Source organism: Microbulbifer sp. SAOS-129_SWC (assembly GCF_039696035.1).
Taxonomy (GTDB): domain Bacteria; phylum Pseudomonadota; class Gammaproteobacteria; order Pseudomonadales; family Cellvibrionaceae; genus Microbulbifer.
Map to the genome: position 1 here is coordinate 158,807 of NZ_CP155567.1, position 22,379 is coordinate 181,185.

The following is a 22,379-nucleotide window of genomic DNA, read 5'->3' on the forward strand; positions in this document are numbered from 1 at the left end:
GCGGCAACAGGGTGGCGCAGCGATGCTCAGGGGCGCCTCTGTTAACGCAGAACGCCTGATCAACGGCGCGGGATTTTTTATCGCGGGGGATGGCGGCGCCGAGCGAGTGCGCGCCGCTACCCGTATCGCGTCGGGGACAAACTGATGATCGAGAATACCGACACAATCGCAAAGATAATCGTGGCAATGGCCCAGGTCTGGGTTTTCGTCCTGAATACCACGATCAGCAGGTACAGGCCGAGAACCGGATCTTGCAGATTGACAGGGTCCAACCAGTGCAAGTTGAACAACAGCACATTGGCGACATAGCCGATAAAGAAATAGGCGGCGAGCACCACCAGCGTCCAGCGACCGTCGGCGCGGAACTGTTCCAGTGCGTTGTCGGATTCGTCGCCGGCGCGCGGTACTACCAAGCTGCCGGCGACAAACAGCAGCATGGCCAGCAGCAGCAGGATCAGAAATTCCACTTCGTGCCACGAGGTCTGCAGCATCTTCAATTCATACACCGCCCACAGGAACTGCATCTGCCAGGCAAACACGAGCGCCGCCCAGGTTATCGGGATCCAGTGCAAGCGGTAGCTCTGCCGGCTGCGGAAGGCATCCACCACATCGCTGAGCAGCTGCGTGATGCCGATACCCAGCACCAGCATGATGGCGGCGGTGATGTAATCAAAGATCTTCACGTTGGCGGGTTTGACCGGTTGAAAGGATTTGTCGGCCAATCAGTATATGTCGCGCCGCGCAATACCGGCGCCGGCAGGGGCGCATAAGAGTGCGGCAGGCGCCTGAGTTAACGGCGACTGCGCGGCGATCGACGCGGGGTTTTGTTGAATGGAGGAGGGCGGCGCCGGTTGGCAGACTGTGCAACGACACGCGCGTTGATTGGCGGCGAGCACGAGCGCGCGGCGGCGGTCTCCGCGCGCGCTAATCCGGGCCGCCAACAAAAAGGCGACCCGGATTTTCACTGGAGCTTCAGCGCACCATTTTGATCATCACATCGAGAATCTTCTTCGCCGTTTTGCCGTAGGGTGGCATCAGCAGTTTGAGCGGATCCAGCGGACCCTGGTAGAACACCGGGCGCAGCTTGGAGAAGGTGACGAAGCCCTCGTAACCGTGATAGTGGCCCATGCCGCTCTCGCCGACCCCACCGAACGGAATGTCGTGCTGCGCCACATGCAGGACGCAGTTGTTGACGCTGACGCCGCCGGAGATGATGCGCGCGATATAGTCGTCGCTGACCGAGCGCTTGCCGGTGAACGGGTAGATCGACAGCGGCCGTGGGCGGCTGTTGACATAGTGCACCACCTCGTCGCCTTCGCGGTAGGTTTTCACCGGCAGTAGCGGACCGAAAATCTCGCGCTGCATCACCAGCATATCGTCGCTCACATTGAGCAGCAGGTGCGGCGGGAACTTGCGCAGTGGATCGTCGCGACGGCCCTGGCCGTCGGACAGGTCGATGGCGGTGGCGCCCCTGGCCACGGCGTCGTCGAGCGTGTCCCACAGGCGCTGGTAACTGCGGTCGTCAATCACCGAGGTATAGTCTTCGTGCTGCAGATCCGGGTAGCGTTTCTGCACCAGGTTGCGGGCTTTTTCCACAAACGGGTCGACGCTGCCCTCGGGCAGGAACAGGTAGTCGACGGTGGTGCAGATCTGGCCGGCGTTGACCAGCTTCCAGAACAGGATGCGCTCGGCGGCGGTGTTTAGATCGTAATCCGGCGCGACGATGGCCGGCGACTTGCCGCCCAGTTCCAGCGTCACCGGCGTCAGATTGTCGGCGGCGGAGCGCATCACCGCGCGGCCGGTGGCGGTGGAGCCGGTAAAGATCAGGTGGTCGAACTTGAGCGCCGAGAACAGCGGGCCCAATCCTCCATCAGGGCCGTCCTCATCGGCAATAAAACGCAGTTTGTCGGCGGGGAAATAGTCGCCGCTGATGCGCTGCAACAGGTCCGCCAGGTGCCGGGAATTCTCCGACATTTTTACCAGCGCGCGGTTGCCGGCGGCGAAGATGCTGGCCAGCGGCGTGAAGCTGAGGTTCACCGGGAAGTTCCACGGCACGATGACACCGACCACACCCAGTGGCTGCGGAATTACCCGGTTGCGGGAAGTGGGGTAGGCGGACAGCGCGACGTGGCGGCGCTGTGGTTTCATCCACTTTTTCAGGTGCTTGATCGTGTCCTTGATGCCGTCGAGCACCGCGTAGATTTCGCAGAACAGGCTCTCCACCGGCGAGCGGTTGCCGTAGTCATCGCTGATCGCCTTCACCAGGGCGTCCTGGTGATTGCAAATCATGCGCGACAGCGCCTTGAGGTCGTTCACGCGCTGGTGGTAATCGGGATTGGGGTCGCGCAGGTAGGCTTCGCGCTGGGTGTTGAGCAGGTTTTGCAGTTGTGCCTGCCGGTTGTCGACTTCGGTTATTGTCGCAGTGGTCATGAGAGCTTCCGCTGATTATTAAAGTCATTACCCGGCGCGGTTGGTGAATGGCCAGTCGCGTTTTTCGCCCGCCGCACCGTGTCCGAGTATGCCTCGCGCCGGCGCAAATCCAAAATATCAGCAGGGAAATGCACCCGCTGGCGCAGAACGGCAAGCTGCAGATTTCTGCACGATTGGCGACACTGGCGAGTGACTGCCCGTTCAGGGTTCAGGTTGTCACGCCTCAATGGCAACAATGCTGGTCCGGCCGGGCTGTGTGCATTAGCACTGACTAGAGGAGGCGAGAGGTAAAAGGGGGCAGCAAGACTTTAATGCTAAGTTTCATTTATGCCCCTGAAACCCTTAATTGTCGCGATAGTAAGCAATTTGACATTCTGCCGGTGACTACTCGGGCAAAATGCTGGCCTGCCCGCACGCAGTAGGGCAGCAGCGTCTGCAGGTCGGCAGTAAACAGTCGATCGTGCACGGCCCGCGGCAGCGTTTCCCACGAAGAATATGCCGTTGTACCAACCCGCGGTTCCGGCCCCGGCGCCGGCAGCAATCAACAAGCCTGGTGAGAGAGGTAAGAAAACAATAATGCGCGAACAGAAGTTGAACCCGCAGTTTCGCAATACGGCGGAATTTATCGAGCACAGCTGCAAACGGTTTGCCGACCGGCCGGCCTATCACTGTCTCGGCCAGGCGCTGACCTTTGCCGAGATCGAACAACAATCCCGCCACCTGGCCCAGTGGCTGCAGCACAGCGGCCTGCAGCCCGGCGATCGCATCGCCATCCAGCTGCCCAACATCACCCAGTACCCGATCGCCGCCTACGCGGCACTGCGCGCCGGGCTGGTGATAGTGAACACCAACCCGCTGTATACGCCGCGGGAGATGCAGCACCAGTTCAGCGATGCCGGGGTCCGCGCGCTGGTGATTCTCGCGGATATGCTGCCGAAATTCGAACAGATCCGGGCCGACACTGATATCGAACAGGTGCTGGTCACCGGCGCCACCGATCTGCGTATGGCGCCGGCAGACAGCGCGCACGGCTACCAGGATTTTGTCGCGGCGATCGAGCAGGGCGCGGCGCTGCCGGCACTGCAGCCGTCGCGCGCGGCGCGCGACGATATCGCCATACTGCAGTACACCGGTGGCACCACCGGCGTCGCCAAGGGTGCCTGCCTGACCCATGAAAATATTCTCGCCAACGCCGCGCAGATGCTCGACCGCATCACCCAGCGCTGCAGCGAGGGGGAAGAGGTTTTCGTGTGCCCGCTGCCGCTGTACCACATCTACGCGTTTACCGTGAACATGCTGGCGATGTTCTCCATCGGCACCCTGAATATCCTGATTCCGGATCCGCGCGACCTGGATACGTTCGTCGCCACGATCAAACCGTTCCGGTTCACCGGCCTCGGCGGTATCAACACCCTGTTCGTCGGCCTGTGCCGCCACCCGGAGTTCCAGCAGCTGGATTTCTCCAGCCTCAAAGTCACCTTCTCCGGCGGCGCCGCGCTGACCCGCACCGCCGCCGAACTGTGGCAGTCGGTCACCGGTTGCCCGGTGACCGAGGGCTATGGTCTGTCCGAGACTGCGCCGGTGGCCACGCTGAACAAGTTCGGTGCCGAGGAAATCGGTACCGTCGGCGTACCGCTGATCGGCACCCGCGTGGAGGCGTGGGATGAGAACGACCAGCCGCTGCCGGTGGGCGAGGTGGGGGAACTGGTGATCAGTGGGCCGCAGGTGATGCAGGGCTACTGGCAGCGCCCGGAGGAGACCGCCAATGTGATGCGCCACGGTTTCTTCCACACCGGTGATATGGGCCTGGTGCAGACCAACGGCAATATCCGCATCGTCGACCGCCTGAAGGACATGATCATCGTGTCCGGCTTCAACGTGTACCCGAACGAGATCGAGGATGTGCTGAGCAGCCATCCGCAGATTGCCGAGGTCGCGGTGACCGGCACCGCGGACGACAGGACCGGCGAGGCCGTGGTCGCCCATGTGGTGCTGGGGGGCGATGTCAGCGCACAGGAACTCATCGACTTCTGCCGCCAGCAGCTGACCGCCTACAAGGTGCCCAAGCACGTGGTTATCCACAAGGAACTGCCCAAGTCCACCGTGGGCAAGATACTGCGGCGGGAGCTGCGCGACCACGCACCGGCCCGGCAGCCCTAAACTCCACTGACGCCAGTACTGTGAAAAGCGGGCTATGGCCCGTTTTTTACCGCGAGCTTTTCCATTGGCCCCCTCAGGCGTGATTTGGCTTTCAGCTGGCCACCAGAAAATTGTTGTTTTTTCACACGACTGTCACAATCCCAGTAACCATGGGGCACCAGGGTGAAATCCCAAACTTATGCACAATGCTATCCAGAGAAATTGTGAGTAAGCGGATATCCACAGTTCGGTTTCGCAGTTGGTATGCACTTACTGACGGCGTAGTGTGAATCAGAGCTCGTCGCGGGAGATGCGCTGGTCCATCGTCGGCGCACGGTAATTCTCCATCAGCGCCAGCAACCGGCCGGGGTGGTCGGCCTCCAGCAGCATGGCCCGGTACTGGGGTTGCAGCAGCTGTTCTGCCACGCAGTGATCCAGGAAGGTCGCCAGGTGGCGGTAGTAACCCGCTACGTCGAGCAGCCCGCAGGGCTTGCGATGAAATCCCAGCTGCGCCCAGGTGAGAATTTCGAACAGTTCTTCCAATGTGCCCAGGCCGCCGGGCAGGGCGATAAAACCGTCGGAAAGCTCCTCCATCATCGCCTTGCGCTCGTGCATGGAATCGACGACCCGCATTTCGGTGATGCCGGAGTGGGGCACTTCCCGCACCGCCAGTGCCTCCGGAATCACCCCGGTGACTCGGCCGCCTTTGGCCAGGACCGCGTCCGCCAGCGCACCCATAACCCCGATACTGGCCCCGCCATAGACGAGGCCGATATCCCGCGCTACCAGCGCCGCTCCCAGTGCCTCGGCCGCTTGCAGATACTCGGGCCGACGCCCGGGGCTGGAGCCGCAGTAGACACAGATATTTTTCATGATTCCCACCGGATTAATTGTTCGGGGCCGCCGCATTGGTTCCAGCCAACATGTTGGTGTCCATTACCGTAACAGGATGCATCACATTGGAGATGTTAGCGAAGCTTAGCGGCAAAGCGAGCGGCAAAGCGAGCGGGAGGGGCGCGGAAAGAGGCGGGACGCGGCCGAATGGCTTCACCCGGCCCAAGCGTACAATGCCGGGTCGGGTGCGCGCTTGCGCGAGCCGGAGGCTAGTCGAGCGGAAAGTCGTGCTTGCGTGCGTCGCGACAGTAGGCGATCACCGCTTCCACCTGCTCCGTCGCCAGACCGGTATAGGTGGAACTATCAAAAAGCTCGTCCAGCTCACTGGCAGTGAATTGCGGCGCAATATCCGGCGATCTTTCGATCGCCTCTCTCAAGCTGATACCTTTCGCCATCGCTTCCACCGCCAGCTCGTGAAGCCGGCCGTTGGCCGTGGTCTTGCCGATCTTGTCTGCCAGGGCGAAGGTGACCCGCTGCGCGAGAATCATGCCGTGGGTTTTCTGCAGGTTGCGCGCCATGGCTTCCGCGTTGACCTTCAGGTTGCCGAGCAGCCCGCGGGCAGCGCGCAGCATGTCTTCCGCGTCGATCGAGATGTCCGCAAGCAATCGATTGGTGCGGGATGTGTTGTCGCGCTCGAACACATTGATCATGTCATCGGCGATCACTTCCGCTGTACGTGGAATACGGCGGGAGTAGAAAATCAGTGCTTCGGATTTACTCGGGTTTTTCTTGTGCGGCATGGTGCTGCTGCCCACCGCAGTCTTGATGCGGACTTCTTCCGTCTCACCGATATCGGTCATCTGCAGCAGGAACAGTTCGTTGCCAATACGCCCATAGGACTTGCTGATCAGTGCCAGCGCATAGGCGTATTCGGCAATCACGTCGCGCGCACCGTGCCAGTCGTCGGGGTAGGGTGCCTGCAGGCCCAGGTGTCGCGCAAAGGCGCGCTCCACTTCGATACCCTTGTCACCGAGGCCCACATAACTGCCCACCGCACCCTTGAGAATTCCGGAGTGCAACAGGCGACTGTGGACATCCTTGAGCCGTTCGATATTGCGACGGTTCTCCCCCAGCCAGGTGCTGACCTTTTTGCCGAAGGTGATTGGCAGTGCGTGCTGACCCAGGGTGCGCCCGACCATGACCGTGTTTTTGTGCTCATCCGCCAGCCGCATCATCACTTGTTCCAGCGCGCGCAACTGCCCGATCAGCGCGCGGGTCGACTCCTCCAGTTGCAGGACCAGCGCGGTATCGTAGATATCCACGGTGGTTGCACCGAAGTGCATATACTCCGCGGCATCCGGATCCAGGGAGCGCTGCCAAACATTGAGCAGTGCCACCATGCGGTGGCGAACCACCTCGTACTCCCGGGCCAGAGCTTCCTGCGATACGTATCGGGTACTGGCTTTGTCGCTGAGCTCCCGCGCGGCACTTTTCGGGATGATGCCCAGATCCGCCTGGGCAGAAGCGAGGGCCGCTTCTATGTCGAGTACTTTCTGGGTTTCGTTGACCGGGGAGAAGATATCGCTGACCGCCGGCACTTTGCCGGCGTCATTGGCCAGCGCTGAGTTGCCTGTGAGCATCGCCAGGGAGGTGGCGACAATCAATTTCCGAATGGCGGCCATGGTGAAATTCTCTTTAGCTGGAGTGGTTATTGTCGTGACAGCAACGGGCGCCTGCCGGGTGACTTGCCCTGCGGCAATGCCGGCCGGCGCCCAATTATCTAAAGACCGAGTATTCGCGGTACCCAAACGATAGCCACGATGGACAGCAGTAACAGGCCGATCAGGTTCAGTGCGAGACCGGCGCGCACCATCTGCGGGATCGTCAGCATGCCGGACGCATAGACGATGGCATTGGGTGGCGTCGCCACGGGCAGCATAAATGCGCAGCTCGCCGCCAGGGCCACCGGCACGCAGAGCAGCGGCGGAGCGATATCTGCCTGTACTGCGATAGCGGCCACGGCAGGCAGGAAAGTGGCGGTAGTCGCCAGGTTACTGGTCAGTTCGGTCAGGAATATCACCAGCGCGGTCGCGGCCACGACCAGTGCAATCACCCCGATGGCCGAGAGTAGTGACAGGCTCTCACCGAGCCAGGTCGCCAGACCCGACGCAGACACCTGTGACGCCAGGCTGAGGCCGCCACCAAACAGGATCAACACGCCCCAGGGCAACCTGCCCACGTCGTGCCAGCTCATCAGCTGTTCCTGTTTCGGGTCCCCGCTCGGCACCAGGAACAGCAGCACGGCGGCCGCCATCGCGATGCCCGCATCGGACAATCCCTCGAGCCCCAGTGCGGCAGACAGCGGGCGGTGAACCATCCACGCCAGCACCACCAGGGCAAATATGATCGCCACCCGCGCCTCGGGTTTGCTCATCGGGCCCAGATCATTTTTAAGTTGCTGCAGGTGTGCCTTGACCTCCTCGCTCTCGGGAATATCCACGCGATAGATCCAGCGCGTGAGCAGCAGCCAGCCAGCGGGCAGCAGTATTGCGGCCACCGGTACACCAATCAGCATCCAGCGCGCAAAACCGATCTCGATGCCGTAATTTTCCGCCAGAAAGGCGGCGAGCAGGGCGTTGGTGGGGGTGCCGACCAGCGTGGCCAGACCGCCGATCGTCGCTGCGTAGGCCAGCGCCAGCAGCATTGCGATCTGGAAATGTTGTTTGGCCTGTTCCGACAGTCCGGCAACATTTTCGACAATGATGGCGGTCACGGAGATGGCAATGGGGAACAGCATCATGGTGGTGGAGGTGTTGGTCATCCACATGGACAGCAGTGCTGCCACCAGCATGAAACCACCGATCATCCGGCGTCCATCGGTGCCGGTGCGGCCGAGGATCATCAGCGCGATGCGCTTGTGCAAATTCCAGCGTTCCACCGCCAGCGCCAGCACAAAGGCGCCCATAAACAGGTAGATGATCGGATTGGCGTAGGGCTCTGTGGCCTCTTTCATGCTGCTGATGCCCACCAGCTGGAAAGTGGCGATGGGCAGCAGGGCCGTGACCGGTACCGGGACTGCCTCGGTCGCCCACCAGGCCGCCATCCACAGGCCGATGGCGGCTACCTTCCACGCCAGCGGGTTCATGGTGGTCTGCACGTCGACCAGCATCATCATAATGGCGAACAGCGCCGGACCGAGCAGCAGGCCGATACTCTGGTAGCCCGGTGGCCCGACCTGCATGCCGGCGTTCACCTGTGCTCCGGCCAGGTTTGGTGTCGTACTCATCAAATATACCTCGGGAATGTACGCGGGTTGATGGGCCGGTATCCGGCTTTTTTACGGCAGGATACCAGCCTTGGGGAGCGGAGCCCTAGAAGCTGGACTTCAGGCTCAGGTAGTAATAGCGACCGTAGTCATTGTGCGCATCGGAGAAGTAACCGAAGTAGCGGTCGGCCAGGGGCGCGCGCTCGTCGGTCAGGTTCTTGACGCCGAAGCGGACCCGGTTGCTCGCCCCGGCGTAATCGAAGCGGTAATCGATGGTGGCATCGTAAGTGGTCATCGACGGAATCACGTAGCGAGTGCCGTCTTCCAGCGTCAGGGAATCCTGGTAGAAATCGCCGATCTTGAAACCACTCAGCGACGCACCCAACTGGTCGTAGCGCCAGGTCAGCTGCAGCGAATGGCGCTCTTCCTGGTTGCCGTCCTTGCCGAGCAGATCGGCAAAACCTACCACCGGGAAGTTCGCCGGGATGTCGCCGTTTTTCTGTGCCTCTACCAGCAGTGCCGCATCACCGCCCGCGTCCTGCTCGAACTTGGTGGTAAAGGAGCCGTTGTACTTCAGGCCGAACTCACCGAAGTCAGTGAACAGGTCGTAGTAGATGCCGACGTCGTAACCGGCCAGGGTCCGTGTGTCGAGATTCGCATACTGGTCATCCACGTAGTTGATGCTGCCCGCGGCGCAAATACCGGCCGCCTCGTAATAGGCGGCTTCCTCGGGATCCACATCGGCGCGGTTCACCGCGGAGTCCCCTACCGAGTCACAGTTGCCGGCGCCGTTCTGCAGGCGGTAGTAGAGATCCAGCAGCGTGTGGTTTTCCTCACCCAGCAGGCCGATGGTGTTGTCCTTCTCGATGGTCCAGAAGTCCACGGTCATGGTCAGGTTTTCCAGCGGGGTAAAGGCCAGGCCGAGGGAGGTGTTGGTGGACTCCTCGGCTTCCAGGTCCTCGCTGCCCTGGGCGATGCGCTGCATGGAGTATTCGCAGTCGAGCACGTCCTGGTTCGGGTCACCGCCGTTCTCGGCCGCGTAGACACAGGCCCAGTCGATATTGGTACCGCTGCGCGCAACGATCTCCTCGTTGATGGTCACCAGGTTTGGCGCACGGAAAGCCTCCGACCAGGAACCGCGCAGCAACAGCTGTTCCACCGGGCGGTAACCGAAGGCCACCTTGCCCACGGTGGTATCGCCGAAATCGGAGAAGTCCTCATAACGGAGTGCCAGCTGCAGGTCGAAGTTTTCCAGCACCGGCACCTGCAGTTCACCGAACAGGGAGGTCACGGAGCGCTCGCCGCTGTTGTCCGGCGTCGGGCTGGAATTCACCACGTCGGAAACATAGGGGTAGGTATCGCCGTCGGCGTCGGTAAACTGGATGGTGCCGTCGAGGCGATCATCGCGGTCATCGACAAAGGACTCTTCGCGGTACTCGAAGCCGGCCAGTGCCGCCACCGGACCCGCCGGCAGGCTGAACAGGCCGTTATTGGAGAACTTCAAGTCGAAGCTCTTCAGTTCGCTTTCGCTGTCGCGGCGCACATTGATCAGGGCGCGCTCGATATGGCTGTCATGGCCGGCGCTGAGCGGGTTGTAGGCATCCAGACTTGTGTCGTTGAGCGCTTCCTGCATCAGGGTGTTGGATACGCGGTTGTGGGTTACATCCGATTTCTCATCCTTGTTCCACAGCAGTGCGGTTTCCCAGTCCCAGTCGCCGTAGGTACCGCGCAGACCCTGCAGCAGGCGGTAGTTGTCGCCGTCGTTCTCGACAATGCGTGGCCGCTCCGCGAAGCGGTAATTGTCGAGTACAAAGTCCACGCCATACGGGTTATAGGGGTTGTCGGCGGGAAAGATCAGCTCGGAAGTCGAGAAAGATGCGGTCGGGTGACGACGCATATTGGTTGAGGAACGGTACAGGCCGATCTCGGAGAAGCTCTCCAGCCCGTTGCCCAGATCGTGGTTCACGAACACGAACAGGTTATCGCGCTGCAGCTCGGAGCTTACATCGCGGAACTCGTTCAGGTTATAGCGCTCGGTGCCCTGGCCATCGACGGCGCCACAGACGTACTGGTTGATGGCATACTCGCAGCGCTCGTCGCCGGCGGGAAAGGTTTCCAGCTCGCCGCGGCTGTCGGTTATCCCATCGATGCTGCCGCTGACCATATCCAGCTGCGGGTAGAGGGAGTTGGCGCTGTTATTGCGGAAGGCGTTATCTTCGAACCACGGAGAATTTTCACCAATCAGGCCGGTCAGGTCGGAGTTGGCCCAGCGCGAGTCTTCAGAGGCCGACACGCGGCCGCGCTGGTAGTGGCTGAAGAAGGCGCTCATATTGGTGCGGCCTTCATTGAAGGTCTCGCCCCACTCGATTGCCAGGTGTTGGGTGTTGCGATCCAAATTATCGAACTCGGTGTGCTTGATCGACACGCTGAAACCGTCGAAATCACTCTTCAGCACATTGTTCACAACCCCCGCCACTGCATCGGCCCCATAGATCGCCGAGGCGCCGTCGCGCAGTACTTCCACTCGCTGCAGGCCGGCGGTGGGCAGAACGTTGGAGTTGGCAGTGACTACCGGCACATAGCTGCCACCCACCTCTTCGGTCTGGTAGGCCGCGGCGTTCACTACCCGGCGGCCGTTCAGCAGCACCAGGGTATTGCCGGTGCCCAGGTTGCGCAGGTTGAACGCGCCAATGTCGCCACGCGCGGAGTTGACTCCGCCACTGATATTTTCCGCTTCGTTGAAGAAGTTCTGGCCGTTTTCCGGGATCAACGCCAACAGCTCATCGCCGGAGTCCACACCCATCGCCTCGATATCGTCAGCATTGACAACGGATACCGCCAGCGCTTCGTTAATCTGCGCACCCTTGATCTGGGTGCCGACCACGGTCACCTGTTCGATGGTTTCCTGTTTGGATTTTTCGTCAGCGGTTGCGGATGTTGCCGCGGCCTGCTCCTGGACCGCCAGGGCCAGCGGACTTAACAGCATGCCTGAAAGCATGATCATGGATCGCTTCATGGATCTTTCCCTCATCGCGTGATTGCTCAATTCTTGAGCCAATTTATTGTTAGAGTCGGACTTATAGTTCTACTTCTAACAGGCTCAACGCATGAGAGAGAGAAAACCCCTACGCCGGGGAAGATTATTCGTCGCCGAATTGAATTTGTTCAAAGCCGGGGGGTTGATGAACGCGGTGAGGCTTTTTGGCGGGGGAATGCGGTGCCTGCAGGGCAAAGGCCAGGCCAACGGCAATCAGCAGCAGGGCGACGACTGAGTGCCGGCGACGGTTATGGCGATAAGACACCGCGCAATCCGTAGCCGGGGAAGCGGAAGCGGTAATTACCTGGGGGAAAATCATTACCTGTGGCGCATGGATTTGCCCGCGCACGTGGGACAGGGATGCGACGCGGGCATTCAGCTGGGACAGCTCTTCGAACGCCCAGCGGTGCAGCGGGTCCTCGTCCAGCCACACCGACAGCTGCTGCCGTTCATCGAGGCTTACATGGTCGGCGTCCAGGCGGGCGAGCCAGGCGGATGCCTGCTCCATCACATCGTCGGGAATGCCAATGCAGAGCCATTCATCCAGCTGCAATTCTGATGTCCTCCTGCCGTTCAGGCACTGCCGGGACTTTGGGTGGGGCTGTCCTGGCGGCAACCAGGTGATCGCGGCACAGGCGCATGCCGCGGTCCAGGTGATTTTCCACCGTCTTGTTGGAGATGCCAAGAATCTTTGCAATTTCTCCGTGGGAGTGGCCATCGATCTTGCGCATGACAAAGACCTGGCGGCACTTGGGTGGCAGCGCATTGATGGCGGCTACCAGCGCACGCTGTTCCTCTTCCCGGCTGACCTGGCTCTCGACCGCCTCCTCCAGGGTTGCGGCCTGGACGTCATACTGCGCGCTAATGCCATGCTGCTCCACCACCTTCTGGTGCCGCAGGTGGCTGATCGCCAGGTTGCGGGCCACGCGGAACAGGAAGGGGCGCGGTTCCATTGCCCGGTCTTCCTTCAGGGCAACAAACAGCTTCAGGTAGGCCTCCTGCAGTACTTCTTCGGCCTGGGCGGGTTCCAGCATGCGGCGGAGGCTGGCCAGTAATTGATCCCGGGTTTCCGCGTAGAGGCGATTGACCTGTTGCTCGGCATCCGGCTCGCGCCGGATCCAGCTCGACGTAAAGCGGGAAAAGCTGAATTTGGAGAAGAGACTTTTCGACATGGGCGCCCTGTCATTATTGTTCTAGGTGCGCGCATCAGCGCTGAGCGCCTGATACTAGCACGCTGTTTATGGGGACTTGTACCTCACGGAGGAAGCTCACGCCGCTAGTGTTGAGTAAACAAAGGTGTGGGTTTGTCCGTTCGCGACACGCCGGTAATGGCAGCCGGTGCGGGGAAACGCTATCGTGCCCCGACAACAGAGCGCCACGGCAGAAGCAACGGGAAGTGAAAATAATGAAGATAAAAAACATGATCGTGCTGGTGGCAGTGATGACACTGGCTGCCTGTGCAGCGGAGCGGCCGCTGCCGCAAAGAGCGATCGTGACGCCCTCGCTGGTATCCAAAGCGATTGAAATCGAGCAGACGCTGGATGCCCGCGAGGGTGTCGCTGTGGCGCCCGATGCAGACTGGTTCAAGGTCGTGCCGGGGCGCATACCGGTTATCCTCACCGCGCCTCACGCCACCCGCCCGCTGCGCGAGGGCAATCGCCGCTTCTCCGATGGCGGCGGCACCGCAGCCCTGGCGCTATCCGTGGCAGAGCTCACCGGCGCTTACGTGATTTACACCACCCACGAGGGCCCCTCGGATCCCAATTATTACGATGACAACGCGTTCAAGCGGCAACTGGGTCGCCTCATCGCCGAAGTCCGCCCCCGCTATGTGCTGGATATTCACGGCAGTCATCCATTCCGCCCCTACGATATCGACCTGGGCACCATGGGCGGCCGATCTCTGCTCGGGCAGCAAGCACTGCTGCGCGACCTGATTGCCAGCCTGGAGCGCGAGGGCCTGCAAAACATCTCCTACAACTACTTCGGCGCGGCGAAAAACCGGACCATCACCAAGTTTGCCGCCGGCCTCGGGGTGCCGGCCATTCAGGTGGAAGTAAATACTAACTATCTTTCTCCGTCCGAGGGCAATATCCAGGCCCAGCACTTCTCCCAGCTGGCGCAGGCGCTGGTGCGTTACGTGCAGGGCGGGTAAGCGCTAGCGCGCAATAAACGGCGTATTACCGCCGTTTCCGGCCGTGGTATGGTTGGGCACAACCGAGCATGTCGACGACGGAGACACAAGATGGCGTCCAGGCCCCACCAGTTCCTTTCCACACTCGCGCTTCTGTGGCTACTGACCCCGCTGGTCTGGGCCGCCACTGCCACCGAACAGCTGCAGAGCGTTATCGACGACCACTGGCAGTACAGCCTCAGCGAAGACCCGGTCATGGCCGGCCGCATGGGCCTGCCCGGCTACAACGACCGCCTGCCCGGCGTCACCGCCAAAGACCGCGCCCGCCGCCTGCAGGCCGAGCAGGGCTTCCTCGCGCGGCTGAACAAGATCGACGGGAAACAGCTGAGCCAGGCCGACCAGGTCAACCGCGAACTGCTGATGTGGGTGCTGGACAACTCCATCGAGGCCAACCAGCTGTTCCTCGACCGCTTACCGTTCACCACCTATTACGGCTTCTACAACGGCGCGCTGGATGCCAGCGACGGCCTGGCGATGAAGAAGGTCAAAGACTACGAAGACTACATTGCGCGCATCCGCGACTTCGGCCGCTACTTCGACGAGAACATCGCCAATATGCGCCAGGGCATCAAGGACGGCTTCGTGCGCCCGAAGGTGACCGTGGAAGCGGTGATCCCGACCGTGCGCGCCCAGGCCTACGACGACCCGACCAAGAGCAGCCTGTACGAGCCGTTCAAGAACATGCCCGATTCCATTCCGGCGAAGGAGCAGCAGCGCCTGCGCGCGCAGGGCAAGCAGGCTATTAAGGAAGTCGCCATCCCCGCCTTCGCGCGCGTGGCCGACTTCTTCGAAAAAGACTATCTGCCGGCCGCCACCAAGACCATCGGCGCCGAGCAGCTGCCCGGTGGTAAGGAGTACTACCGCCACAATATCCGCACTTACGTGACCCTGGATATGGAGCCGGCGGAGATTCACAAGATCGGCCTGGCGGAAGTGAAGCGTATCCGCGCGGAGATGGACGCACTGATCAAGCAGACCGGCTTCAAGGGCAGCTTCAAGGAGTTCACCCACTTCCTGCGCACCGATCCGCAGTTCTACGCCAAGACGCCGGAAGAGCTACTCAAGGACGTCTCCTATATCGCCAAGCGCATCGACTACCGCCTGCCGGGCTTCTTCGGCAAGCTGCCGCGCACGCCCTACGGCATAGTGCCGGTACCGGACGAGATTGCCCCCATCTACACCACCGCCTCCTACAACCCGCCGGCCATCGGCGGTGTCCACGGCGGCGCCATGTGGGTGAACACCTATGCGCTGGATCAGCGCCCGCTGTACGAACTGCCGGCCCTGACCCTGCACGAAGCCGTCCCCGGCCACCACCTGCAGGGCGCGCTGGCGCAGGAGATGCAGAACGTCCCGCAGTTCCGCCGCAACTTCTACCTGAGCGCCTTCGGCGAAGGCTGGGCGCTGTACGCCGAGCGCCTGGGCAAGGAGATGGGCATCTACCAGACCCCGTACGAAAACTTCGGCCGCCTCAGCTACGAAATGTGGCGCGCCTGCCGCCTGGTGATCGACACCGGCATCCACTCCCAACACTGGACCCGCCAGCAGGCCATCGACTACCTGACCAACAACACCGCGCTGTCGGAAGCCAACGTGCGCGCGGAAGTAGACCGCTATATCTCCTGGCCGGGTCAGGCGCTGGCTTACAAGATGGGTGAGATCAAGATCCGCGAGCTGCGCGCGGAAGCGGAGAAGGCGTTGGGGGATAAATTTGATCTGCGCAAATTCCACGATGCGGTGCTGGCGAATGGGGCGCTGCCGCTGTCGATGTTGGAGGAGCAGATGGATCGGTTTGTGGCCGAGTCGCGCAGCCAGTAACTACCTGGTTGCGCTGCATCCATCCAACGTATCGTCATACCGGCGCAGGCCGGTATCCAGTGGGATGCCATCAGGTAACGGCGCAATTCCAGATGCGCCGTTACCGGCCGACTAATCAGAAATATTTCCAGCGATGGAACCGCTTTGATCAGAATACACGCCACCAAAAAACTGCTCGCCAAACTGCCGGTCGACCAGCAAGGGCTACTTCCCACAGGTGCAAAACACCTGCAGTTGGCCGGCAATACCGACAGCCTGCTGAGTGGCTGGCACGCTAATATCCTGTCACTGCAGGACCGCGACTGCATTCTGCTGGTGCACGATCACACCCGCTTCCCGGTGTTTATTCCCCTTGTGGACAAAGAGGCTTTGGCCGCGCTCGATTGGCATTTCCAGGATATTCTGATGAACACCCTGCTGAAGGCCGGCGCCAGTCAAGCGCAGCTGGATAGCTCCGCGGCGCAATTATCGCGACTGTATTTCGACAACGATTGCGATCGCTCGGTGCAAGGCACCATGAACCAGATGAAGAACGATCTCGAAACCAGGTTGTGGTACGACAGCGCGGACGTTGCGGAGCTGCTGCCTTACAGTACTTCTCTATGGCTTGCGGATCGGCCGTGTACGGTCAAGGGGAAAAAAGGCTGTGTCTGGCCGATAAAGGCAATGTTTGCGCTGTTGGATGGCGAGCAATGAGTGCCTGACTTCCCGCGGCTAACCGATTCTGAAATCCGCATGCAGATGCCTCCAGTGCGCCTGCAACTGTATCTTCTGCTCCGGGTTCATCGGTGCGCCGGCGAGCGCTTGCGGCCACAGCTCCCGCGCCTTTTGTAGCGTATCTTCCAGCTGTGGTTTTATCGCCCGCCAGGGAACGCCAACAGTGTTCGACCAGTTTTCAAAATGGCCCAGCTGCATCTGGTACCAGTCTTTGTGGTCAGCCAGGTTGAGTGATATCTGGCGCTCGCCGGGAATATAAGCCTGGGTGTAGACAATATCGTAAGCGGGTGCCAGTTCTGCGGTGATGCGGTCCGGGTAAACCAGGCTCCAGTTTTTCAGGTGCGCGTCGCCATTGCCCAGCAAAATATTTACCAGCAGGCGCCGCGCCAGCTGTTGCGTATTGGCCAGCCGGTGACCGCTGAATTGATAGAGCACTCTGCCTATCTGTTCAAAATTCGCCGTGCCGTATTTTTCGTGGGGATATTTGAACAGGACCTGGGCGAAGTCTTCCGTATGGATGCGCTGCCGTTGCGCATCGCGGTCGAAGCGGCGGATGGCGTACGCGTGTGTTTCATTCGGGAGGTTTATGGGCGGGAGATCTTGCAGCTGGTCGAGCGTTACCAGCTTCACCTCCAGAATATCAATGCCGGCGAGCTCCGCCAGCTTCATCACCGTGTACTCGTTGAGGGGCACGTCCCGGTGGCGGGTTGAGGGCGTCTTTACAATCCATTCGCCGAGTCGGCCCGGCTGCGACACGTTGAAGCGGCCATCCGCCTCAAACATCGAGAACTTCATCTGCACACCGGCCAGTGAGAAGTGCGGCCGCCCGTCCAGTACCATGCGCGGCACCGGCTCCACGCGCGCGCGATGATCCAGCACGCCCGGGGGAATCTGTTCCGGTGCGACTGGCTCCGCCGTCAGCGCACCGGGCAGGTCGGCAGCCAGCTGGGCGAATAGCGGGAACTCATTGTCCCTGTGCACCTTGAGCGTCTGCGCAAACCAATCCCGCAGTGCGCCCTCCGGCAGCAAGTTGGACAGCACCGGGTGCAGCCGCTGCTGCCGTATCCACGGCGCGGCGAAGAGGCGCTTGCTGGCCGGGTGCTCGGCGCTGCCCGACAGCGTCAGGGTCGGGCGTTCGGAATTGGCGATATAGTCCGGATCAAAAACCAGCACATTGTTGCCGCCCTGATAGCCGGCCAGATAACCGACCGTGACACCGTGTAACGCAAGTTTCAGTACCTCAACCGCTTCTGTTTCCAACGCGCTTTCTCCCTGCATCGCCTGCGCTTACTCCAGAATATCGGACCAGGGGTCCTCATCCGTTCTGGTGCCCTGGTTACCGGCCTTGTCCTCGGGACTCCCTGCGCGCAGGAACTCCCGCACCGCGCGCAGCTTGTCTTTCGGCACCAATACCAGCTCCGCATCCAGCCCCTCTGCCACCAGCTCCAGCGTATCCAGTCGCGGGTTGCCCTCAGTCTCTATGCGCTGATACTGCTGCTGCTTCATGCCGATACGCAGCTGCATATCCTTCTGCTGCAGACCCAGTGCCTGGCGGCGCTGTTTAATTTGCGCGGTCAATTTCAAGATGATTGCTCTTGGAAACAATAGTTAAGTTGTATTGAGTCTATATACAGCTTTTTAGTTGTTCAAGTGTCAATATACAACTTATAAATTGTATTTAGGCCTCTCAAAACGCTTGGAGCGTGGAAAACAACTAATATGTTGTAATTTCGCCAGGCAGCATATTCCGCTGATGGAGACTCCCTCAGCCTCAGCCTCAGCCTTAGCCTTAGCCTTAGCCTTAGCCTTAGCCCCAGCCCCAGCTCCAGCTCCAGCTCCAGCTCCAGCCCCCGTCGCCGCTGGTGCCCCATTTTGGTAATCTGGCGGACTAATTAACGAATTCAGGTTGATGCAGAGTACAGCCTCGCTCAGCTCGGTGGTCTCGCCGATTACCTGTAAGCAGCTGGCAGGAGCGGTTACACAAGTTTATTTACACTCTCGTCACGGAGAGCATCACGGAAAATATCCGGAAAACTACTAAAGCTAATACTTGGGCCAGCACCTCTATCTGTGAAAAAAATAAATAAAATTATCAGCTCGCGTGTATTTACTTTGAGTTTTTGCTCTGAGAAAAATTTCCGCTAGCTTAATTTAGAGGGAATATTAACTGGTTTTATGTGTTCATATTTTTCAGTTTGATTGTCTGCCTGATTTTTTCATTATCGGGTTTTTCTTAAAGTAATAAATACACTCTTAAGGCCGAAATTTGGAGTACGATAGTAGAGAAAAAATGATTTCTAATGATGATTGGAATAAGAATGAAAAATATGTTTCAAGCTCCATTGTAGAATGCGATAAATTCGCAAAAATCTAACTCTTGGCAATCTGAATTTTTTGGGGCGTACATGTTCCATGCTGTAGATTTTGGTCCGATTATGCGCGATTAATTATTTAGAATTTACCTACAGTTTTTGATTCCTAAAGATGACTCTAATGGATGGTGGAGATGACAGGCAGTTACATTCATTCAAAATTGATTTTTCTCTGGTGGGAATTCGAGAGTTCAAAATGCGGTGTATTTCTCACACAGGATCAATACGATTTTGTCTTATGTTTTTATCGGGCAAGGGAGGAGGGGGCGACATGGGGAACTTTATTATCAGAGCTGGGCAAATTTGGCAGAGAGTTCATTGCCCCATTTTTGGCCAGCATGGACTTAGAGCCTAAAGATACTGATCTCATTGAGAGTTTGAGGGATGAAGTTTTTATCTTGAGTGACTATGAGTTTCCACTTACTCAGTGCGCCGAAAAGACAACTACGCTTTTGAGTGAAATTATGCCGATTGAACTGGTATGTAATACAGTAAGAACGGAATACGGAAATTATGTAAATTTCTATAGTGTTGCGAACCTGGCGGAAATCGTCGAATACTTTAGTGGTAAAAAAATAGATATTGATATTCGAAAATCCGAGATTGGTTGTTATATCTGCAATTATTGAAAAATGATGGCAAAACCTATTAACAAAACGATAAAAATTTTATGACTAGTAAGTCAGCAATAAGATTTCTGCGCTCGTTTCCGGGTGGTCAATACCATCAAGTCTTTTTATTAGGCCATTAGGCCATTAGGCCATTAGGCCGGTATCCAATCCAAAATTGGTTATGCATTGACCAGCTTTCATTTTCTGGTGGGTATTCTCGAGTGGGCTCCCAATACAGCTCGAATACTGTATATAATAACAGTATTCATTTCGGTGCTTGGAAGTTCTCGATTGACAAAAAGGGAATAAAATGTGACTATTTGTCACGAATTTATCCCATTCTCCCTCGCAGCTGATCGTTACAAAATGGAGCCCCATCATGTCGGCCTTAACTGATCTTGAGCTTTTGATAAAGGTTGCCTCTATTTTTTCCCAGCAGGCCATTGCTGATGAAATCAGGCATCCAAGGGAGGTAGTCAATCGCTGGCTTAAAGAGCGTAAAAAGCAACCAGATCAAGGCTGGCTGGCTTATGCAGACCGAATAAGACTTGAAAATATGCTGCCAAAGCCACGGTCTGAGAACCATGAATTCACCTTTATTGATCTTTTTGCTGGTATAGGTGGGATCAGGCATGGATTTGAAGAAGCTGGTGGAAAATGCGTCTTTACCAGCGAATATGATAAATATGCGGTAAAGACATATCTTGCTAATTATCACTGTGATCATGATGTTCATGGAGATATCAGGGAAATTACCCAGCCCGAAGGTAAGACAAAAGAACAGGCCTATAAACACATTCAAAAACGCATCCCCGATCATGATGTCTTGCTGGCGGGTTTTCCCTGTCAGCCATTTTCTATAGCTGGTGTATCGAAGAAAAACTCCCTGGGCCGTGCCCATGGCTTTGAGTGTGATACTCAGGGGACTCTCTTTTTTGACGTGGCTCGCATCATTGAGGCCAAACAGCCCTTGGCAATCATGCTTGAGAACGTAAAAAACCTTAAGAGTCATGATCGGGGCAAGACATTCAAGGTCATCATGAGCACCTTAAATGAGCTTGGATACGATGTCGTTGATAGAGAGTTTGATAATGCAGAATCCGATCCCAAGATTATTAATGGAAAGAATTTTGTCCCACAGAATCGAGAGCGCATTGTAATTGTTGCGTTCAGACGAGATTTGAATGTGGCTGATGGATTTTCGCTAAAAGATATTAAGCGCTATTTTCCAAAGAAAGAACCTAGTGTCGGTGATATTCTTGAAAAAGAATCAGATGTTGATGATAAATATATTTTAACTCCAAAGCTCTGGGCCTATCTTAAGGCCTATGCAGACAAACATAAGAAAGCCGGAAACGGATTTGGATTTGGCAAGGTTACTGCTAGTGATCGTTCTACCCGGACTCTTTCAGCTCGTTACTACAAGGATGGCTCTGAAGTTCTTGTAGATCGTGGGCCAAGAAGGCGCCCACGCAGGCTGACTCCACGAGAGTGCGCTCGCTTGATGGGTTTTGATAAGAAGGGTGAAAGCAAGTTCGTTATTCCTGTTTCGGATACGCAGTCTTACAAGCAGTTTGGCAATAGTGTTGTTGTCCCGGTTTTCGCTTCAGTAGCCTTATTGATGAAGCCTTATATCCTTAAAGCCAAAGAAAAAGTTGCAAGTAAGAGCAAAACCAAAGAAATAGCTTGATGGGCGATATTGTAACGCAGCGCAAGCGCTCTGAAATGATGTCTGGTATTAAGGGGAAGAATACTAAGCCAGAATTGTTGATAAGAAGGGCTTTATTCAAGAAGGGGTACCGCTATCGTCTGCATCGCAAAGATTTGCCGGGAAAGCCTGATCTTGTACTTCCAAAATATAAGGCTGTGATCTTTGTGAATGGTTGTTTCTGGCATGCACATGACTGTCATTTATTTCGGCTGCCAAAAACTCGTCACGAGTTTTGGAAGAATAAAATAAGCAAAAATGTCGATAGGGATATTAAAGTACGTCAATTATTAAAAGAGCAAGGTTGGAGGGTTCTGGACATCTGGGAATGTGCTGTAAAGGGAAAATTTCGCATTCAGGACAGCGTTCTCATTAGGGAGGTTGAGGTGTGGCTTTCAAGTAGAGAGATGTACAAGTCTATAAAGGGTTTTTCTGAATAACCTTATTCAGAAAAACCCTTATAGATTTGAATCACTGAAAACACAGAAGTTTATTCTTCAGTTGCTCGCCATCTTTGCACTGCTGGATCTAAATGGAGCTTAAGAAACTCCTCAAAACTTAATACGTTGTACGAACTTTTGTAGTGTGGTATGTCATTTTTTAGAGGTTTTGGCACAACCACGTAGATTTTGTGCTTTGCCGCTTGTTCTATCTGATTGCTTGAAATTTTCTCATCGAATGTCGCAAGAAAAAAGCTGTATCCTTTGTTGGCCTCAGTTACAACCTGACGCCACCTTTCTCTTAGAGTTCTCTTGGCTGTAAAAATAATAGATTCTAGCGGTTTCTCTCTAAAATATTCCTCAGAGGGCATCACAAAATCTGGTTTTGCGCCATCAATATCCACTTGGTCTGAATATGAATAGCCAAGCCTTGAAAATAATTCTTGGAATATTCCCTCGAAAGCTTTTCCTGCTCTACTTTTCCTGGACTGAGAAAGAGACATTGTCAATTTGTTCAGGTCGGGAAAATATATCGCCTGTTTTTCTTGAATTTGCTGGTCAATAACTGATTGAGCGGAAGCTTGCTCATGCTCAAGATATTTCTCGTATATGCGATTTTGAAGGGCGGTCACATATTGCGAAAAATTTTCTTTGATATCTTCTTTAGATTTTCCTGAAAAAATTTCTTCGGCAGCGGCCTTGCAAAGAATATTATTGGATGGAATATCTTTTTTTACTTGGTCGAAAAGGGACAAGCTAACCCCCGCTTTTACTTTAATTTATTGTGCCTGAGTTAATAGAAAAATGATATTCA

At 57.0% G+C, this 22,379-nt stretch carries 18 protein-coding genes; 7 read left to right on the top strand and 11 right to left on the bottom strand.

Annotated features, from left to right (window positions below):
• Positions 1-116 precede the first annotated feature (116 nt).
• Both ABDK11_RS00690 and ABDK11_RS00695 read right to left on the bottom strand, forming a co-directional pair.
• Complete coding sequence (locus ABDK11_RS00690) at positions 117-722, bottom strand: hypothetical protein (RefSeq protein ID WP_346838402.1); 606 nt, start codon at positions 720-722, stop codon at positions 117-119.
• A gap of 250 nt (positions 723-972) precedes the next feature.
• The gene (locus tag ABDK11_RS00695; RefSeq protein WP_346838403.1) at positions 973-2,430 is read right to left on the bottom strand and encodes a coniferyl aldehyde dehydrogenase; all 1,458 of its coding nucleotides are present in this window, start codon (positions 2,428-2,430) and stop codon (positions 973-975) included.
• 576 nt (positions 2,431-3,006) lie between these two features.
• Here ABDK11_RS00695 and ABDK11_RS00700 point away from each other — a divergent pair.
• The gene (locus ABDK11_RS00700; protein ID WP_346838404.1) at positions 3,007-4,590 is read left to right on the top strand and encodes an AMP-binding protein; all 1,584 of its coding nucleotides are present in this window, start codon (positions 3,007-3,009) and stop codon (positions 4,588-4,590) included.
• A 270-nt stretch (positions 4,591-4,860) separates the two neighbouring features.
• On the opposite strand, the gene ABDK11_RS00705 is transcribed toward ABDK11_RS00700, so the two are convergent.
• The 6 genes from ABDK11_RS00705 to ABDK11_RS00730 form a co-directional block, all read right to left on the bottom strand.
• Positions 4,861-5,442: a TIGR00730 family Rossman fold protein gene (locus ABDK11_RS00705; RefSeq protein ID WP_346838405.1), complete on the bottom strand. Its 582-nt coding sequence runs from the start codon at positions 5,440-5,442 to the stop codon at positions 4,861-4,863.
• A gap of 230 nt (positions 5,443-5,672) precedes the next feature.
• Entirely contained in the window at positions 5,673-7,085 is a 1,413-nt protein-coding gene (locus ABDK11_RS00710) for an adenylosuccinate lyase family protein (RefSeq protein WP_346838406.1), read from the bottom strand.
• A 98-nt stretch (positions 7,086-7,183) separates the two neighbouring features.
• Positions 7,184-8,689, bottom strand: coding sequence for a DASS family sodium-coupled anion symporter (locus tag ABDK11_RS00715; RefSeq protein WP_346838407.1), 1,506 nt, complete (start codon positions 8,687-8,689; stop codon positions 7,184-7,186).
• 85 nt (positions 8,690-8,774) lie between these two features.
• Positions 8,775-11,684 carry a TonB-dependent receptor gene (locus ABDK11_RS00720; RefSeq protein WP_346838408.1) on the bottom strand — a complete coding sequence of 970 codons (2,910 nt, stop codon included), beginning with the start codon at positions 11,682-11,684 and terminating at the stop codon, positions 8,775-8,777.
• 124 nt (positions 11,685-11,808) lie between these two features.
• Positions 11,809-12,258, bottom strand: a complete 450-nt coding sequence (locus ABDK11_RS00725) for a DUF4880 domain-containing protein (RefSeq protein ID WP_346838409.1) — start codon at positions 12,256-12,258, stop codon at positions 11,809-11,811.
• Positions 12,245-12,877: an RNA polymerase sigma factor gene (locus ABDK11_RS00730; RefSeq protein WP_346838410.1), complete on the bottom strand. Its 633-nt coding sequence runs from the start codon at positions 12,875-12,877 to the stop codon at positions 12,245-12,247. Before ABDK11_RS00730 ends, ABDK11_RS00725 begins: the two co-directional genes overlap by 14 nt.
• Before the next feature lie 233 nt (positions 12,878-13,110).
• Between ABDK11_RS00730 and ABDK11_RS00735 the strand changes: the two genes are divergently transcribed.
• The 3 genes from ABDK11_RS00735 to ABDK11_RS00745 all read left to right on the top strand — a co-directional run bounded on the left by ABDK11_RS00735 (position 13,111) and on the right by ABDK11_RS00745 (position 16,413).
• Entirely contained in the window at positions 13,111-13,860 is a 750-nt protein-coding gene (locus tag ABDK11_RS00735; RefSeq protein ID WP_346838411.1) for a hypothetical protein, read from the top strand.
• Positions 13,861-13,950: 90 nt separating this feature from the next.
• Positions 13,951-15,717, top strand: coding sequence for a DUF885 domain-containing protein (locus tag ABDK11_RS00740; protein ID WP_346838412.1), 1,767 nt, complete (start codon positions 13,951-13,953; stop codon positions 15,715-15,717).
• Between the two features lie 144 nt (positions 15,718-15,861).
• On the top strand, positions 15,862-16,413 hold the full coding sequence (locus ABDK11_RS00745; protein WP_346838413.1) for a hypothetical protein: 552 nt from the start codon (positions 15,862-15,864) through the stop codon (positions 16,411-16,413).
• 18 nt (positions 16,414-16,431) lie between these two features.
• On the opposite strand, the gene ABDK11_RS00750 is transcribed toward ABDK11_RS00745, so the two are convergent.
• Positions 16,432-17,694 carry a type II toxin-antitoxin system HipA family toxin gene (locus ABDK11_RS00750; protein WP_346838414.1) on the bottom strand — a complete coding sequence of 421 codons (1,263 nt, stop codon included), beginning with the start codon at positions 17,692-17,694 and terminating at the stop codon, positions 16,432-16,434.
• A 27-nt stretch (positions 17,695-17,721) separates the two neighbouring features.
• Positions 17,722-18,018 carry a helix-turn-helix transcriptional regulator gene (locus ABDK11_RS00755; protein WP_346838415.1) on the bottom strand — a complete coding sequence of 99 codons (297 nt, stop codon included), beginning with the start codon at positions 18,016-18,018 and terminating at the stop codon, positions 17,722-17,724.
• Positions 18,019-18,940: 922 nt separating this feature from the next.
• On the opposite strand from ABDK11_RS00755, the gene ABDK11_RS00760 reads away from it, so the two are divergent.
• The 3 genes from ABDK11_RS00760 (at position 18,941) to vsr (ending at position 21,565) form a co-directional block, all read left to right on the top strand.
• Positions 18,941-19,435, top strand: a complete 495-nt coding sequence (locus tag ABDK11_RS00760) for a hypothetical protein (RefSeq protein ID WP_346838416.1) — start codon at positions 18,941-18,943, stop codon at positions 19,433-19,435.
• A 361-nt stretch (positions 19,436-19,796) separates the two neighbouring features.
• Positions 19,797-21,107 carry a DNA (cytosine-5-)-methyltransferase gene (gene dcm / locus ABDK11_RS00765; RefSeq protein WP_346838417.1) on the top strand — a complete coding sequence of 437 codons (1,311 nt, stop codon included), beginning with the start codon at positions 19,797-19,799 and terminating at the stop codon, positions 21,105-21,107.
• Positions 21,107-21,565: a DNA mismatch endonuclease Vsr gene (gene vsr, locus ABDK11_RS00770; protein WP_346838418.1), complete on the top strand. Its 459-nt coding sequence runs from the start codon at positions 21,107-21,109 to the stop codon at positions 21,563-21,565. Before dcm ends, vsr begins: the two co-directional genes overlap by 1 nt.
• Before the next feature lie 50 nt (positions 21,566-21,615).
• Here the strand turns inward: vsr and ABDK11_RS00775 are convergent, their stop codons facing one another.
• Entirely contained in the window at positions 21,616-22,320 is a 705-nt protein-coding gene (locus ABDK11_RS00775) for a type II restriction endonuclease (RefSeq protein ID WP_346838419.1), read from the bottom strand.
• Between the last annotated feature and the right edge of the window lie 59 nt (positions 22,321-22,379).

Bases quoted from the DNA above. Each gene is read 5' to 3' on its own strand.
- ABDK11_RS00695 (WP_346838403.1), bottom strand. From the start codon at position 2,430: ATGACCACTGCGACAATAACCGAAGTCGACAACCGGCAGGCACAACTG.
- dcm (WP_346838417.1), top strand. From the start codon at position 19,797: ATGTCGGCCTTAACTGATCTTGAGCTTTTGATAAAGGTTGCCTCTATT.
- ABDK11_RS00730 (WP_346838410.1), bottom strand. From the start codon at position 12,877: ATGTCGAAAAGTCTCTTCTCCAAATTCAGCTTTTCCCGCTTTACGTCG.
- ABDK11_RS00700 (WP_346838404.1), top strand. From the start codon at position 3,007: ATGCGCGAACAGAAGTTGAACCCGCAGTTTCGCAATACGGCGGAATTT.
- ABDK11_RS00710 (WP_346838406.1), bottom strand. From the start codon at position 7,085: ATGGCCGCCATTCGGAAATTGATTGTCGCCACCTCCCTGGCGATGCTC.
- vsr (WP_346838418.1), top strand. From the start codon at position 21,107: ATGGGCGATATTGTAACGCAGCGCAAGCGCTCTGAAATGATGTCTGGT.
- ABDK11_RS00760 (WP_346838416.1), top strand. From the start codon at position 18,941: ATGACAGGCAGTTACATTCATTCAAAATTGATTTTTCTCTGGTGGGAA.
- ABDK11_RS00705 (WP_346838405.1), bottom strand. From the start codon at position 5,442: ATGAAAAATATCTGTGTCTACTGCGGCTCCAGCCCCGGGCGTCGGCCC.
- ABDK11_RS00720 (WP_346838408.1), bottom strand. From the start codon at position 11,684: ATGAAGCGATCCATGATCATGCTTTCAGGCATGCTGTTAAGTCCGCTG.
- ABDK11_RS00715 (WP_346838407.1), bottom strand. From the start codon at position 8,689: ATGAGTACGACACCAAACCTGGCCGGAGCACAGGTGAACGCCGGCATG.
- ABDK11_RS00735 (WP_346838411.1), top strand. From the start codon at position 13,111: ATGAAGATAAAAAACATGATCGTGCTGGTGGCAGTGATGACACTGGCT.
- ABDK11_RS00740 (WP_346838412.1), top strand. From the start codon at position 13,951: ATGGCGTCCAGGCCCCACCAGTTCCTTTCCACACTCGCGCTTCTGTGG.